Consider the following 15,005-nt stretch of genomic DNA (forward strand, 5'->3'; position numbering starts at 1 on the left):
GGCGTCACCCTGGAGGAACCATGCCCGAGCCGCGAGAGCTGCTCCGCTTCGCCGTCGTCGGCCTGGCCGCGTACGGGGTCACCCTACTGGGCGACTACAGCCTGAAGCTCACCGTGTTGTCCGAGAAGCCGGTGACGGCGCTTTTCCTCGCGACGGTGGCCTCGACGGCGTTCGCGTACCTGCTGTCCCGCCGCTGGTCGTTCGCCGGCCGCGGCGGCCACCACCGCGTCCGCGAGGCGGCGCTGTTCTTCGTGGTCAACGCGGGTGCGGTGGCGGTGAACCTGGTGCCGCCGCTGGTGTCGAGGTACGTGCTGCACCTGTCGGTCCCGCACGTGAGCTTCGTGGCGCAGGAGGTCGCGGACTTCGTAGCGGGCATGGTGCTGGGCACGGCGTCCGGGACGGCGTTCCGCTGGTACGGCTACCGCCGGTGGGTGTTCCCACGGTCAGCGCCACCAGTGAGCGTCCCCCAGGTCGGTGAACCCGAGCTTGTCGTAGAGCGGCTTCCCGAACTTCGACGCGGACAGCGTGACGGGGAGGTCGCCGAAGTGCCGTAGAACGGCGTGCATGAGGGCGCGGCCGACGCCTTTCGAGCGGTGGTCCGGCATGGTGGTGACCCAGTAGGCGCCGCCGACGCCGGCGTGGGCCATGGTGAAGCAGGCTCCTTCGTGTCCTTTTCGGAAGAAGGCTTGGCTGAGGAGTTCTCGCGGGAAGACCTTGCCGGGTTCCAGGGGCTGGTACTCCTCGAGCGGGAAGCCGTGGACGATGACGTCTTCGGCTTCGCGCAGGTCATCGGGGGTTTCGACGCGGGTGACGGTGGGTTCTTCCGGGGTTGGTCCAGGCTCTCGCGCCATGACGGGCAGGAGGCGGACGGCCATCCCGATTCCACTCAGGTCGATCGTTCCGAAGGGGTCCTCGACGACGACTGTCCGGCCGTTTTGCCGGTATTTGCTGGCCAGTTCGGTGATTTCGGCTCGGTCCGGGGTGGCGGTCCGCACCATGATCCGGACGCGGCGTCCTTCGATGACGGTGCAGGTGGAGTGTTCCCGGACGACGTCGCCGCGAGCGGTCGCCAGGGTGGTCCACATGGCGACGGCGTTGTCGGAGGCTTGCCGCAGTCGCTCGGTGAGCAATCCGGTCATGGCGGGCAGCTTAGGGGCGGAGTGGACCTTGCCCCAGAGCCAATCCGGCGGGGCCGGACCAGGCCACTTGGGGTTGGGGGCCGGCCATCCGCCGGTGACCGGGCTCGCGCCGGATGCCGTGAATGACTCATTCATGGCTTGGGAGGACATGAATGAGTCATTCACAACGTCGGCGGAGCCGCTGCAGGAGCGATCCGACACGACTTTGCCGGACCCCTGCCGTCTGGTGTCATGAACGACTCGTTCAGGACACCAGGCCACCCGCCGGCTCACTCGCCGCTCGGCAACGCCCGTTCCGCCAGCAGCGCCAGCTCCATCCGCAACCGCTCGCCCGGATCGTCCAACCGCGCCCCGAACAGCTCGCCCAGCTTCTTCAACCGCGCCCGGACGGTCTGCGGATGCAGCTCCAGCACCCGCCCCAGCTCCGGCGCACTCCCGCGAGTCTGGACCAACGCCAGCAACGTCTCCGCCAGCTGCTCCCGCCGCCGCTCCGGCAACCCCACCAGCGGCGCCAAGGTCGCCGACGCCAGTTGGGACACCAGGAACTCGTCGGCCAGCAGCAGCAACGTCGTCAAGTGGTCGCGGCACCACACCACCGGCCCCGGCGCGTCCAGCAACCCGCGCGCCGACAAGTCCAGCGCCCGGCGGGCCACCCGGAACGATTCAGGCGCCGCCGCCGGGGGCACCAACGGCCCGACCGCCGCCGTCCAGCCCGCCGGCAGCCCCGCCAACCCCGTCAGATCCGTGTCCGGGCCCGGGGTCAGCGCCGCCGGCGGGTCGCCCGACGGGTCGGCCGGGACGTGCTCCGGCAACAACCCCGGCGGGAACTCCGGGGCGCCCGGCAACGCGCGGAACGCCACCGCCGCCAGCCGAGCCGGCACCGGCAGTCCCGAAGCCGCGATCAGACCGTCCACTTCGGCCGGTGTGCGGCCGCCGAGCAGTGCGTGCAGGAGACGGCGGTGGCGCTCGCCCGTGCCGGACATCGCCGCTTCGGCCGCGCGGTAGCCCTCGGCGACCGCCGCCATCGACGTCTCGGCGTCGGCGAACATGCCCTCGGCCGCGCCGTACAGGACGTCGCCGGACAAGCCGGCTTCCCGGGCGATGTCGGCGATCCAGCGCCACGTCACCCGGCTCGACACGCGCACCGCCGCCTGCACCGCCTCGCGGCTCAGGCCATTGTGGAACGCCTCACGCCCGTGCCCGCGGAACTCGGCCAGCCGGTCGGCCTGCCACAGCGCGGGCGTGCCGACGCGGTCGATGTCCCGCTCGATCCCGCGCCGCGCCTGCTCGATCGCCGCGACGCGCGTGGGGCCGCGGCCGAAACTCCCGGAATATTCCGAAATCTCGGCGGCGATGCCGTCGACGCAGGCCCGCGCGATCTCCGGGATCCGCGGGCGCACCGCGTCGCCGAGCTCGTGGGGCAGCCGGGCCCACACCGAGCCGTCCGAAGCAGGAGAACCGCGCATGGGGAATTCGGTCCTCCACCGGGATTAATCGACACTCGGAATTGGCCCCCACCACCTGACACGGAGCGTAGGACGCCCACCCGTCCGTGTCAAAAGGACGTCATCCCGTCACCCTTTCCGGGAACACCTCGTTGATTTTTCAGTGACACAACCGTCGGATACGCTCTGCTCCGCCCGGACCGACTCGAAGGGGGATCGGTGGTCGAGTACCGCAGCTTCCGCTTGCTGGCCTCGCTGCCGCGCGCGCTGGGCGCGGGCCTGCGCCCGCACGTCGGACGCGCCGCGGCCGCGATGATCCAGGAGGTCCAGCGCACGGTCCCGGCCTACGGCCAGCCGCTCAAGGGCGTCTTCGGGAAGGTCCTGGTCAAGAGCGTCCAGTACGCCGTCCAGCACTGCGTCGACTCCATGGGCGAACCGGACCTCGCCCACGACCACTGGATCGACTTCTACCGCGGCCGCGGCCGCATCGAGTTCACCGAGGGCCGCACGCTCGACGCGCTGCAGGACAGCGCCACCGTCGGGGCCCGGGTGGCCTGGCGGGCGATGCACCCCGGCATCGTCGCCGCCGGCGTCGACCCGGCCGTGATCTCGGTCGCCGCGGAGGCCATCTTCGCCTACGTCGACGAGCTCTGCGCCACCGCGATCGAGGGCTACCAGCGGGCGCAGACCGAGGCCGAGGGCGCCGTCCCGATCCGGCGACGGCGGCTGCTGGAGCTGATCGTGCAGGCTCCGGAAGGTGCGGCGAGCAGCATCGCCGAACTCGCGGGCGGGGCCGGCTGGCCACTGCCCGAGACCGCCGCGATGGTCGCCCTCGAACGCGGCCCCGACGCCGCCGGCTTCCCCGCCGACCTGCTCGGCGACGGCGTCCTGGCCGACCTCGACGGCCCCGAGCCGCACCTGCTGACCCGCGACCCGGACGCCGACCTCGCACCGCTGGAAGCCAAGCTCGACGGCTGGCGGGCCGCGGTGTCACCCACCGTGCCGCTCGCCGACGCCCCGGCCGCGCTGCGCACCGCCCGCCGGGCGCTGCTGCTGTCCGGGCCCGACGTGCCCGGCCCCATCATCTGGTGTCGCGACCACCTGGCCACGCTCTGGCTGCTCGCGGAGGACTTCCTGGCCGCCGAGCTGGCCCGGCAGAGCCTCGACCCGTTCGAATCGCTCAGCGAAAAGCAGCGCGACCGGCTCGGCGAGACGCTGCTGGCCTGGCTGGAGACGCGCGGCGGGGCCCCGGAGATCGCGCAGCGCCTCGGCGTCCACCCGCAGACCGTGCGCAACCGGCTGCGGCAGCTGGAGGAGCTGTTCGGCGACCGGCTCAAGGACGCCGACGACCGCCTCGGCATGCAGCTGGCGCTGCGGGCTCAGCGGCTCATGCGCGCGCACCGGCCGGACGGTGAGCGGGAGCGCTGAGGGCGCGGTCGAGCGCGCGCACCGGCACGGGCAGCACGCGCCGCCACGGGCGCCGCACCGGCCGCGGCGGCCGGGGCTCCCGCGAATAGGGGTGGAAACTCGCGCGGCAGGACATCAGCGCGTCCGGTGCGTCATTGCGACCATGCCTTCGAGGAATACGCGGATACCGGCGGAATGTCGATACGCATAACCGGGTGAACCGGGAAACCCCGCACCCGCGATCGCCTTTCGGCGGCCGTTCTTGTCACGCGCACCCGCATTCCGGCGAAGTGGCGTGCGACACATCCGGCGCGAGTAGTCGGATGCCCTATTTTCGGCTCCGCGAGAAAGGGCTCCCGATGACACTCGAGACGCGCACGCTGACCCTCCACGGCCGCCGCATCCGGCTGCACGAGCACCTGCCCGCGGCGGGTGCGCGCGACGAAGCGGTCGTGCTGCTGCACGGGATCGCGGGCAGCGCCGAAACGTGGACACCGTTTTTGACGAGGTGCGCGGCGCTCGGCCAGCGCGTGCTGGCGCTCGACCTGCCCGGCCACGGCGAATCCGAGGCACCGCGCGCGGACTACGGTCTCGGCGCGCTGGCGAGCACCGTGCGGGACGTGCTGGCGGTGTCCGGCGTCCGGCACGCGACCGTCGTCGGGCACTCGCTCGGCGGCGGCGTCGCGCTGCAGTTCGCCTACCAGTTCCCGGAAATGTGCGACCGGCTCGTCCGGGTCGCCAGTGCCGGGCTCGGCCCGGAGGTGAGCCCGGTGCTGCGCGCGACGGCGTTGCCGGGCGCCCGGGCCGTCGTGGCCTGCGCGGTCAACCGGGGCACGCTGGCGGTCGCGCGCGCCGCGGCCCGGCTCGGGCGCCGGCTCGGCGGGTCGTTGAAAACTGAAACACGGGAGCTGGCAAGGCATTTCGGCTCGCTCGCCGACCCGGCGCGGCGGCGGGCGTTCTTCTCCATCGCGCGCAGCCTGATCGACCTGCGCGGCCAGCGCGCGACCGCGCTGGAGAAGCTCTACCTCGCCGAAGACGTGCCGGTGCTGCTGGTCTGGGGCGCGCGCGACCCGCTCATCCCCGTCGCGCACGGCCGCCGGGCGGCGGAGCTGCTGCCGAACAGCCGCTTGACCGTGCGAGAAAACATGAAACACTTTCCGCACGTGGCCGATCCGGACGGGTTCCGCCTGCTCCTGCACGAGTTCGTGACGGCGACCGAACCCGCGCGGCGCACGCTCGACGACGTCGTCGCCCGCCTGACGGCCGGGTGGTGAACCCCCGGAAACGCCCCGCGGAAAAGTTGTCACCCGCGCACCATCCGCGCGAAGCGGAAGTGTCACCTCACATCGCGCCGTTCCACCCGTTCGGGTGTAGTCCGGACGGGTTACCGCAAAGTCAGCGGAGAACCCGTTGACACTGCGGTTCGCGCGAAATTATGTTGCCTGAGCCACAAAATCCGGACCGGCTTCGACGACGAAGAGGCCGGTTTTGTTGCCAGCAAGGATAAAACACATGACCGACGTGGACACCGGGTTCGCCGCCCCCGCCCTGCGCGCGGGACGGCCCAACCCCGGAGAACGCCCTTCCGGACCGGCCTACCGGCACCAGTCCGTGTCGGCCGACCGGCCCCGGCCCGCCTACCCCCCGACCCAGCGGACCGCCGGCGAACCCCGGCCCGTGCGCGCTTCCGGCGCCATCGGGCTGTGGGCTTCGCTGCCCCGTGAGCTGGCGATCCGCTTCAAGCCGCGGGTCGACCCGCTGGCCCGCGCCATCCTGCAGGAGGTCCAGCGGGCGGTGCCCGAGTACCGCCAGCCCCTCGAAGGCGCGTTCGGGCACATCATCACGCAGGGTGTCCGGCAGGCGATCATCCAGTGCCTCGACAGTGTCGGCACCCCCGGTGCCGTGCCGCTCGAGACGTGGACGACCGTGTTCCGCAACCTCGGCAAGATCGAGTTCAACGAGGGCCGCAGCCTCGACTGCCTCCAGACGGCCTACCGGGTCGGCGGGCGCGTCGCGTGGCGGCACATCTCGGAGTTCGGGCAGGCCGCCGGCGTCGCCGCGGACACGCTCTGCACGTCGGCCGAGGCCATCTTCGCCTACGTCGACGAGATCTCCGCGCTCTCGATCGAGGGCTACACGGCGGCGCAGACCCGCGCGGCCGGCACCCGGGCGCGGCGCCGGAGACGCCTGCTCGAACTGCTGCTCGCCGACCCGCCGTCGGCACCGCAGACCATCAGCGCGCAGGCCGCGACCGCGCAGTGGGCGCTGCCGGCCGAGGTCACGGTCGTCGCCCTCGAACCGCGCGCCGACCAGCACAGCCTCGCCGCGCCGGACCTGCACGCCGACGTCCTCGTCGACCTCGAGGGCGGCGAGCCGTGCCTGGTCACCGGGGACGCCGAAAAGCACCTGAAGAACCTCGGCGAGCGGCTGGCCGGCTGGCGGGCGGTGATCGGCCCGACCGTGCGGCTCACCGACGCGCCGCGGTCGCTGCTGTGGGCGCGCCGGACGCTCAAGCTCGTGCAACGCGGGGTGCTGCCGGACGCGCCGGTCACCCGCTGCACCGACCACCTGTCCACGCTGTGGCTGCTCGCCGACGAGTTCCTGGTCCGCGAGCTGTGTTCGCGCAGCCTGGAGCCGTTCAACGACCTCACCCCGAAGCAGCGGGCGCGCCTCGGCGAGACGCTGCTGATCTGGCTGCAGTCCCGCGGCAGCGCGCCCGAGATCGCGAAGAAGCTCAAGGTGCACCCGCAGACCGTGCGGTACCGCATGCACCAGCTCATCGACCTGTTCGGCGACCGGCTGAACAACGCCGACGACCGGCTCGACATGGAGATCGCGTTGCGGGCGGAGGCCCTGCTCGGTTCCTGAGATCGGCTCATCCCGAAGGAGTGGTGAGGCTTGTGACGGGACCGTCCGGCGAAACGACTTTCGGGCCGATGCTCGGCGACGACGGCCGTCCGGGCCGGCTGTGGGCGATGCTCCCCCGCGAGCTGGCCGCGGTGTTCCGGCCGCGCCTGCTCGACGTCGCCGACGAGGTGCTGCGCGAGATCCAGCGGACCATCCCGGACTACGCGCGGCCGCTCGACGGCGCCTTCGGCAAGGCGCTGCGGGCGGGCGTGCAGGCGGCGATCCTGCAGTTCATCGACCGGATCGCCGCGTCCGGGCCGATCCCGGACTCGCGGCGGAAGGTGTTCGTCGGGCTCGGCGTGCACGAGCTCGCGCAGGGCCGCAACCTCGACGTCCTGCAGGCGGCCTACCGGGTCGGCGCGCGCGTCACGTGGCGGCGGATGGCCGAGGTGGGGACGCGGGCGGGCGTGCCGTCGGCGACGCTGTGCCTGCTGGCCGAGGCGATCTTCGCCTACATCGACGAGCTGTCGGCGCTGTCGATCGAAGGGCACGCGGCCGCGCAGGCCCGGGCCGCCGGTGCACTGGAACGGCGTCGCCGCCGGCTGCTCGACCTGCTGCTGGCGGACCCGCCGTCGCCGTCGCGGACGGTCCAGGAAGCGGCGACGGCGGCGGACTGGCCGTTGCCGCACCGGCTGGTCGCGGTGGCGCTGGACGGGCCCGTGGACGTCGCGGGCCTGGGCGCGCTGGAGGACTTCGAGGACGGGACGCCGCGGCTGCTGCTGCCGGCGCCGTCGGACCGCGCCGCGTTGACGGCCGCGCTGGCCGGGCACCGCGCCGCGGTCGGCCCGCCGGTGCCCCCGCGCCAGGCGGCCCGTTCGCTGGCGACGGCGCAGGAGGCGCTGCGGCTGATCCCCGACGTCCTGCCGGACGAGCCGCTGACCTGGTGCGAAGACCACCTGGCGACGCTGTGGCTGCGCAAGGAACCGTTCCTGGCGACGGAGGTGTCCCGGCGCCGGCTGGCCCCGCTGACGGCGTTGAACCCGAAGCAGTACAACCGGCTGGCGGGGACACTGCTGGCGTGGCTGGAGACGTGCGGCAACGTCCGCGAGGTGGCCGACCGCCTGGCGATCCACCCGCAGACGGTGCGGGCCCGCGCCCAGGAGCTGGAGGCGATGTTCGCCGAGCACCTGCGGGACCCGGACGACCGCTTCGAGATGATCCTCGCCCTGCGCGCGACCCTGGCCTAGACCGGCGTGATGCCGGGGCTGGTGCGGCCGGCCAGTTCGGCGGCGAGGTGCCGGGCCGGCACCGTCACGTGCGGCGGCTCGAGCATCGACCGGTGGTCACCCGGCACGGGCTCGACGTGCAGGTCCGCGCAGCACGCCGTCCAGCCGGATGCGGCCGCGTCCCCCGCCGCGTAGAGCACGACCCGGCCCGCGTACGGCTCGGCGTCGGGCGGCGCTTCGGCGTCGAAGAGCACCACGACGTCGACCCGTTCGCCGCGTGCGGCCAGCCGCCGCGCGGTTTCGAACGCCAGCACGCCGCCGGCCGCCCAGCCACCCAGCCGGTACGGCCCGGACGACCCCAGGCGATCGACCGCCGCGTCCACATCGGACACGTCGAGGACCTGGCAGGGCTCGTCGCCGAGGCGGTCGAGCAGCGGCCGGTACACCCCGGGCTCGCCGAACAGCACGAGCGGCACGCCCGTCCGCCGGACCCGCGGCGCGGGAACGGGCGTGCCCGTCACGTAGCCGGCGAGGTCGTCGAGACGGGCCCCGCCCAGCAACAGCGGCACCGGCAGCGCGACGCCGAACTCCCGCTCGACCGCGGCCCGCGCGCGCATCGCCGTCAAGGAGTCCAGGCCCAGCTCGACCAGCGGTACGTCCGGCGGCACCGCGTGGCCGAGCAGCCCGGCGACGATGCCGGTGAGCCGGTCGCGCGGGGTGGCCTCCGTGACGACGCCGTCCAGCACGGCCTCGAAGTACGGCCGCCGGACGAGGTCGCTCGCATCCAGTCGCGCGATCCCGACCGACGCCCGGTCGGACGCGAGCACGGCCGGCAGGGCTTCGGCGATCTCGGGCACCGGGCCCCAGTGCACCGTCGTCGCGGGGAGGCCGCGCGAGCGGCGCCAGGCCGCGAACGCGTCCAGCCACGCGTCCGCCGTCGCCTGGGCCGTCTCTTCTTCGCGCGCGCCGAACAGCGCCGCTGTCGACGTGTAGTTCAGCCACCAGTCCGGTGGTGTGTCGGCGGTCGCTTCGTGGAGGCGTCGCGCTCCGAGGACCTTGGGGCGCCACACGGCCGCGACGTCTTCGCCGAGGACGTTCGCAGCATGCACGATTCCCCGCAGTGGCAGGCCATTCGCGGTGGCCACGGCGACAACTCGTTCGGCGACGCCGGGTGCCGCGATGTCTCCCGCGATGATCACGACGTCCACTTCGGACAAGTCAATTGAGGTATCTCTACGTCCACAAAGGACAATACGCGTTGCGCCGTTGCTCGCCAGCCAGTGGGCGGTGGCCAGGCCCAGCGCGCCGAAGCCGCCGGTGATCACGTAGGCGCCCGGTCCGGTCGAACCGCTGTCGACGAGCGGGACGCGGGTCAGCCGCGTCGCGTACCGGACGTCGTGGCGCCAGCGCACTTCGTCGTCGGGGGCGTCGGCGCGCAGCTCGCGTGCGAGAACGTCCACATCGGACCGGGCGTCGCAGTCGACGAGCGTCGCCCGCAGGCCCGGCCGCTGATGAGCGAGCACGCGCACGAGACCACGCAGGAACGCCAGCCCCGGCTCGCCACTCGACTGCGTGACCAGGTGGAACCGGACGTCCGGTCCCAGGCGGCCGACCACGGACCGGACGACGTCCAGCAGGTCACGGGCGTCTTCGGGGTCGTGGTAGGCGTGCGGGGCGCCGGCGAGGAAGACGACACCCCGCACCGGCCGCTCGGCGAGGAAGCGCGGCAGCTCGTCGAGGTCGTCCTGCGGCAGTGAAAGGGCTTCGTCGCCGGCTGCGGCCAGTGCGAGGGCGAGCGCGACGGCCCGGCCCAGTGCGGCCGGGTGTTCGTCGGTGAGCAGCAGCCACGAATTCCTTCCGCTCGGCGGAATCGGCGGCAGTGGAACTTCCGGCCAGGTCGTCCCGAACGCGCGGGCGGCGAGCGGCACGGCACCGGGCGCCCGGAAGCGGACGTCGGCGAAGTCGGCGACGACCTCGCCGTCCTCGGTGACGAGCTGAGCCGCTTCGGTTCCGTCTCTGCGGCACCGGACGCCTCGGCCCGCGTCGCCGAGCAGCCGGACCCGGCCGAACCCGGCGGGCTCGCCGGGACCCAGGCAGGCGCCGGCCAGGACGGGGTGCAACGCGTACCCCAGCGGCGCGGGCGGCAGTTCTTTGTCCACTTGAGACAGTGCGGCCGGCGCCGGATCGGTGTCGGCCGAAACCCATGCGGTCGCGTGGCGTACCCAGCTCGCGCCCGCCTTCGCCCGCACCACGGCGGTGCCGTCAATGCGGATTTCCGTGCTGAGCACCGTTTCCCCGGTCACCGCGAGCACCCGGTGGACTTCGAGGCCGTCGACGCGGACGCGGCCGGTGCCGAACAGCTCTCGCGCGCCGGCCAGGAACAGCTCCAGGAACGCCGTCGCCGGGAACACCGGGACGCCGTGTGCACGGTGTTCGCCCAGCCAGGCGGGCGAGTCCGGCGCGACCGTCGCCTGCCAGAGATGCCGGTCCTCACCCGGGACCTCGACGCGGGTGCCGAGCAGCGGGTGGTTCGCGGCCCGCCGCGGCGCGCGGAACGTCCGGTGGTCCCACGGCGGCGGGGGCAGGTCGAGCACGGGCGCCTCCGGGTAGCGGCGGTCGAGCACGGCCGGGTGCCCGGCGGTGTGCAGTTCGGCGAGGGAGTGCGCGAAAGCGTTTTCTTCACCGTCGCGGCGGCTGAGGCTGGCCAGCGTCCGGACGCCGGCGGCGGTCTGCTCGACGGCGGGCAAGGCGATCGGGTGCGGCGAAATCTCGGCGAACCAGCGGTGCCCGTCGGCGACGGCGGCGGCGACCGCCTGGGTGAACCGGACCGGCCGCCGGAGGGTGGCGACCCAGTGGTCCACGTCGAACACCGGCGCCTCCAGCGCGCTGGAATAGCACCTCGTCGCGGGCGGCCGGGGCCGCAGATGACCGAGCGCGGCGCGGAAGCGTCCGAGAACCGGCTCGACGGCGGCCGTGTGCCCGGTTCCTTCGAGCCGGCGCGCCAGCCGGCCGAGACCGTCCACTCGGGACACGAGGGCGGCGATCTGCTCCGCGTCGCCGGCGACGGTGCACTGCGTCGGCGACGTGTACTCGACGACGGTGATGCCCGGCTCGTGCACCTCGGCGGCCGGCAGCTCGACGACGGCCATCGCACTCGGCGGAAGTTCGGCAAGGAGGTTCGCGGCGGTGACGACGATGTCGAGACCGTCACCGACGTCCAGCGCACCGGCAACAACGGCGGCGGCAACCTCCCCGGTCGAGTGCCCGAGCACGGCGGCGGGTTCGACACCGTGCGTCCGCCACCAGTGGGCGAGGGCGACCTGAGTGCCGAACACGAGCGGCGCGACCACGGAGGGATCGCCGAGCGGCCGGCGCAGCGCGGCCCGCAGCGAGAACCCGGCCTTGGCGAGGAAGATCGGCTCCAGAGCGGCAACGGCGGCGCGGAAATCCGGTTCGGCGCCGAGCATGCGCCGCCCCATCGCCGGCCACTGCGAACCGGCACCGGAGAAGACGAAGACCGGCCGCGGAAGTTCGCGCCCGGTGGTGCCGCGCACGACATCGGCGGTGGTCCGCCCCTCGGAGAGCGCCCGCAACCCGCCAACGAGGGCGGCCCGCGACGACGTGACGACGGCGGCACGGAGGGGAAGGTGGTCCCGCCGCCGGGCGAGCGCGGCGGCGAGATCACCGGGAGCAGTGGCGCGGCCGGGCCCGGCGAGCCAGTCGGCCAGATCGCCGGCCCGGCGGCGAAGGGCGGATTCCGAATGGGCGGAGAGGGCAAAGATCTGCGGCCGCCCACTCCACCGCGACCCGGGCGCGGCGGGAGTGAGGGGCTTCGGCCATTCTTCGAGCACGAGGTGAGCACCGGTGCGCCCGAACGCCGAAACCCCGGCACGGGCGGTCCCGCCATAGCGCGGCCAGTCGGTGGGTCTGTCCACAAGGGACAGGTGAGTTGGGCGAGGGCGCAAACGCGACGGCAAGGACCGGGCCGACGGCTCATCCACATCGGAGCGGCGAGTTTCACCCGAGCGCGGACCCACCGGCGCCGCCTGGCCCGGCGGCTCATCCACATCGGGAAGCCGCCCCAGATCCGAGCGCGAACCCACCGACGCAACCCCACCCGCCAGCTCATCCACATCGGGAAGCCGCCGCAAATCCGAGCGCGAACCCACCGGCGCAACCCCGCCCGCCAGCTCATCCACATCGGGAAGCCGCCCCAAATCCGACCGCGGACCCACCGGCGCCGCCTGGCCCGGCGGCTCATCCACATCGGGAAGCCGCCCCAGATCCGACCGCGAACCCACCGGCGCAACCCCACCCGCCAGCTCATCCACATCGGGAAGCCGCCCCAAATCCGACCGCGGACCCACCGGCGCAACCCCACCCGCCAGCTCTTCCACATCGGGAAGCCGCCCCAGATCCGAGCGCGGAACCGGCGGCGTAACCCCGCCCACCGGCTCGTCCTCATCTGCCGGTCGAACCGGATCCGGCTCGGCGCCCGGCACTGTAGGTGGGATCCGGTTGTGCCACAGCGCGAGTACTAACTTGACCAACCCGAGGATTCCCGCCGCAGCCCCGAGATCCCCGGACCCCACCGGCGTGCCGAACAGCAGTGGCCGGCCGCCCCCTCGATTGCCGGCGAGTACCGCCTCCAGCGCACGCACCTCCGCCCATGTCCCCTGTGTCTCCACGTAGTCCACAGTGGCCGGATCCGAACCCGCCACCGCATGAGCGTCAGCCAGAACCTGCGCCGGCAAACCGGCCGCGCGCCCCGCCGCACCAACCGCGCTGCCTCGGATCACCGCCAGAACCCGGTCTCCGTCTCGGCGGGCATCGGACAGGCGCTTCAGCACCACCACCCCGGCAACCGACGCGTCCACCCCCGCCGCGACCATCAAGTCCGCCTCCCCAGCGGCCAGCGCTCGCACCGCCTGGTGGACCGCCGCCAACGACGACGATCCCTCCGCGTCCACCGCCAAACTGGGCCCGCGCAGGTCGAACCAGTCCGATACCCCGGTCGCGATCGCCCCTGCCCCGGCCGCGACCCCGGCGAACACGCCCGTCCTGCTGCCGCGAAGGGTGCTCGGGGCGATGCCCGCGTGCTCCAACGCCGCCCACGTCGTCTCCAACAGCAGGCGCTCCCGCGGGTCCAGCTCCGCCGCCTCCGCCACCTCCATGCCGAAGAAAGCCGCGTCGAACCCGGAAGGAAAAGCACCCCGGACAGCGCCCGACAGCAGCGCGTGCCAGAGCCCGTCAGGCGATTCGATCCCCGGTAGCCGGCACCCGATGCCGAGCACCGCCACCGGTTCGGCCGCCCGGGGCCGCGGCCGGGCGTCGAGCGCCGCCGCCAGTGCCGCGATCGACGGGTACCGGCCGAGCAGGCTCAAGTCGGGTTCGCGGCCGAGCAGCTCTCCCAACTCGGCCGCGATCAGAGCCGCGTCCCGTGAAGACACCCCCAGCTCGGCCAGTGGCACCCCCGCGTCGACCAGTTCCGGCGCGAGGCCCGCGAGCCCGGCGATCCGCTCGGTGAGCCACCGCCGCAGCTCGTCGGGGTCGTTCACCGCAGGCCACCCTGCACGACGACCCTTCGCGGCGTCAGCCCGTACTCCGCGGAAAGCGCGGTCCGCACGGCTCGCTCGACCTCACCCCGAGGTGGCGCCGCTCCCGGCACCAGCCCGACGACGACCACCGCCTGCTCACCACCGGACGCGGCCGCCTCGCGCACCGCCGGGTGCGCCCCCCTCACCGTTTCCTCGAGGCTTCGCGAGTCGTGACCCGCGACGACTCTGCCGAGCACCGACACCGCGCCGGCCTCGTTCAGGAACCCGAGGTCCCCCGTCCGCAGCCACCAGCGGGGCTCGTCGTCATCGGCGAGGAACGCGCAGAACACGCGCGCGGACTCCTCCGGCCGGTGCCAATAGCCGCGGCCGACGTTCGGCCCGCTCACCCAGATTTCGCCGACCTCGCCAGGGAGCCGCCGACGGCCGTCGGGGTCGACGATCGCGATCGACTGGCCGGCGGGCAGTCCCTCGACAGTCACCACCGCCGTCGCTTCGGCCACGACGTGACACACCCGCAGCGAGCCCGCGAACACCGAACGGAACCGCTCCACGTCCGGATCGGCGGCACTCGCCAACGTGCCGGCATCGAGCGGAACGGGGAAAGGCGGCTGACGGCGGTCGAAGAGCACCGCGGGCCGCCCGGTGACGATCGGTACGGCCACCGCGAGCAGCAACCCGAGCGGATCACTCGGCGGCCGCCAGCTCACGACCGTCCGCCCCGGGAGCACCGCGGCCGCCTGGCGCGCGTTGGCCACCACGTTCGCATGCGTGACCATCACACCCGCCGGGTACTGCAAATAGGCCACGTCTTCCGCGGCCACCGGGTCCTCGGTGAATTCCCCCGTCGCTTCTTCGACGATATCGACGGCCAGCACGCGGTGCCCGCAGGTGTCCAACGTGGACAGGAATCGCCGGGTGGCGGCCACGGTGTCCGCCGTCGCCAGCACGATCGACGCGTCGGCGAACGCCGCCGCGTTTCCGGTGTCCAAGGGGATCGCGACCAGACCGGCCCGGATCGCGCCGAGGAACGCGACGACGTGGTCCACCGGCCGGGCGATGCGGATCGCCGCCCGCTGCCCGGGTTCGGTGACCTGGCGCAACGCCGCCGCGACGGCCGTCACGCGGCGGTCCAGGGACGCCCACGTCCACGTGGTCGCGAGCCACGTCAGCGCCGGCTCGTCGCCCGCCACCGCGGCCCGGGCGGCCAGCAAGGTGGAAAGCGTCGGGGCGCCGGTCCCGGCAACGCGGCTGCCGAAGACCCGTTCAGAACTCGTGAGCATGGATTCCTCGCGCATTTCTCGCGGCGGATCGGTGATTCACCGTATTTCCCGCGTTGAATCCGTGTCAACGAACCGGGAATGCGCGCAAATACTTTGTCATTCC

General features: G+C 73.1%; 9 protein-coding genes. 5 read left to right on the plus strand and 4 right to left on the minus strand.

Annotation, left to right across the window (positions count from 1 at the left end):
* Positions 1–20 precede the first annotated feature (20 nt).
* Complete coding sequence (locus ACIQWX_RS32165; RefSeq protein ID WP_400879080.1) at positions 21–554, plus strand: GtrA family protein; 534 nt, start codon at positions 21–23, stop codon at positions 552–554.
* On the opposite strand, the gene ACIQWX_RS32170 is transcribed toward ACIQWX_RS32165, so the two are convergent.
* Both ACIQWX_RS32170 and ACIQWX_RS32175 read right to left on the minus strand, forming a co-directional pair.
* Complete coding sequence (locus ACIQWX_RS32170; protein WP_400879082.1) at positions 444–1,139, minus strand: GNAT family N-acetyltransferase; 696 nt, start codon at positions 1,137–1,139, stop codon at positions 444–446. The two genes, ACIQWX_RS32165 and ACIQWX_RS32170, sit on opposite strands and share 111 nt — an antisense overlap.
* Positions 1,140–1,408: 269 nt before the next feature.
* Positions 1,409–2,605, minus strand: coding sequence for a helix-turn-helix domain-containing protein (locus ACIQWX_RS32175; RefSeq protein ID WP_400879085.1), 1,197 nt, complete (start codon positions 2,603–2,605; stop codon positions 1,409–1,411).
* A gap of 198 nt (positions 2,606–2,803) precedes the next feature.
* Between ACIQWX_RS32175 and ACIQWX_RS32180 the strand changes: the two genes are divergently transcribed.
* From ACIQWX_RS32180 to ACIQWX_RS32195, 4 genes are all read left to right on the plus strand, one after another.
* Positions 2,804–4,012 (plus strand): helix-turn-helix domain-containing protein, encoded by a 1,209-nt coding sequence (locus ACIQWX_RS32180; RefSeq protein WP_400879088.1) that lies wholly within the window; start codon positions 2,804–2,806, stop codon positions 4,010–4,012.
* Positions 4,013–4,350: 338 nt separating this feature from the next.
* Positions 4,351–5,265 carry an alpha/beta fold hydrolase gene (locus ACIQWX_RS32185; protein WP_400879091.1) on the plus strand — a complete coding sequence of 305 codons (915 nt, stop codon included), beginning with the start codon at positions 4,351–4,353 and terminating at the stop codon, positions 5,263–5,265.
* A gap of 403 nt (positions 5,266–5,668) precedes the next feature.
* The gene (locus ACIQWX_RS32190) at positions 5,669–6,859 is read left to right on the plus strand and encodes a helix-turn-helix domain-containing protein (protein ID WP_400879795.1); all 1,191 of its coding nucleotides are present in this window, start codon (positions 5,669–5,671) and stop codon (positions 6,857–6,859) included.
* Positions 6,860–6,891: 32 nt separating this feature from the next.
* On the plus strand, positions 6,892–8,085 hold the full coding sequence (locus ACIQWX_RS32195) for a PucR family transcriptional regulator (protein WP_400879798.1): 1,194 nt from the start codon (positions 6,892–6,894) through the stop codon (positions 8,083–8,085).
* On the opposite strand, the gene ACIQWX_RS32200 is transcribed toward ACIQWX_RS32195, so the two are convergent.
* Positions 8,082–13,622 (minus strand): acyltransferase domain-containing protein, encoded by a 5,541-nt coding sequence (locus tag ACIQWX_RS32200; RefSeq protein ID WP_400879093.1) that lies wholly within the window; start codon positions 13,620–13,622, stop codon positions 8,082–8,084. The two genes, ACIQWX_RS32195 and ACIQWX_RS32200, sit on opposite strands and share 4 nt — an antisense overlap.
* Positions 13,619–14,902, minus strand: a complete 1,284-nt coding sequence (locus ACIQWX_RS32205) for an AMP-binding protein (RefSeq protein ID WP_400879095.1) — start codon at positions 14,900–14,902, stop codon at positions 13,619–13,621. Before ACIQWX_RS32205 ends, ACIQWX_RS32200 begins: the two co-directional genes overlap by 4 nt.
* Positions 14,903–15,005 lie beyond the last annotated feature (103 nt).

Source organism: Amycolatopsis sp. NPDC098790, assembly GCF_044759945.1.
In the GTDB taxonomy this organism is placed as follows: Bacteria; Actinomycetota; Actinomycetes; order Mycobacteriales; family Pseudonocardiaceae; genus Amycolatopsis.

Excerpts from the sequence above, each read along its gene's own strand:
- ACIQWX_RS32165 (WP_400879080.1), top strand. The coding sequence starts at position 21 with ATGCCCGAGCCGCGAGAGCTGCTCCGCTTCGCCGTCGTCGGCCTGGCC.
- ACIQWX_RS32170 (WP_400879082.1), bottom strand. The coding sequence starts at position 1,139 with ATGACCGGATTGCTCACCGAGCGACTGCGGCAAGCCTCCGACAACGCC.
- ACIQWX_RS32175 (WP_400879085.1), bottom strand. The coding sequence starts at position 2,605 with ATGCGCGGTTCTCCTGCTTCGGACGGCTCGGTGTGGGCCCGGCTGCCC.
- ACIQWX_RS32185 (WP_400879091.1), top strand. The coding sequence starts at position 4,351 with ATGACACTCGAGACGCGCACGCTGACCCTCCACGGCCGCCGCATCCGG.
- ACIQWX_RS32205 (WP_400879095.1), bottom strand. The coding sequence starts at position 14,902 with ATGCTCACGAGTTCTGAACGGGTCTTCGGCAGCCGCGTTGCCGGGACC.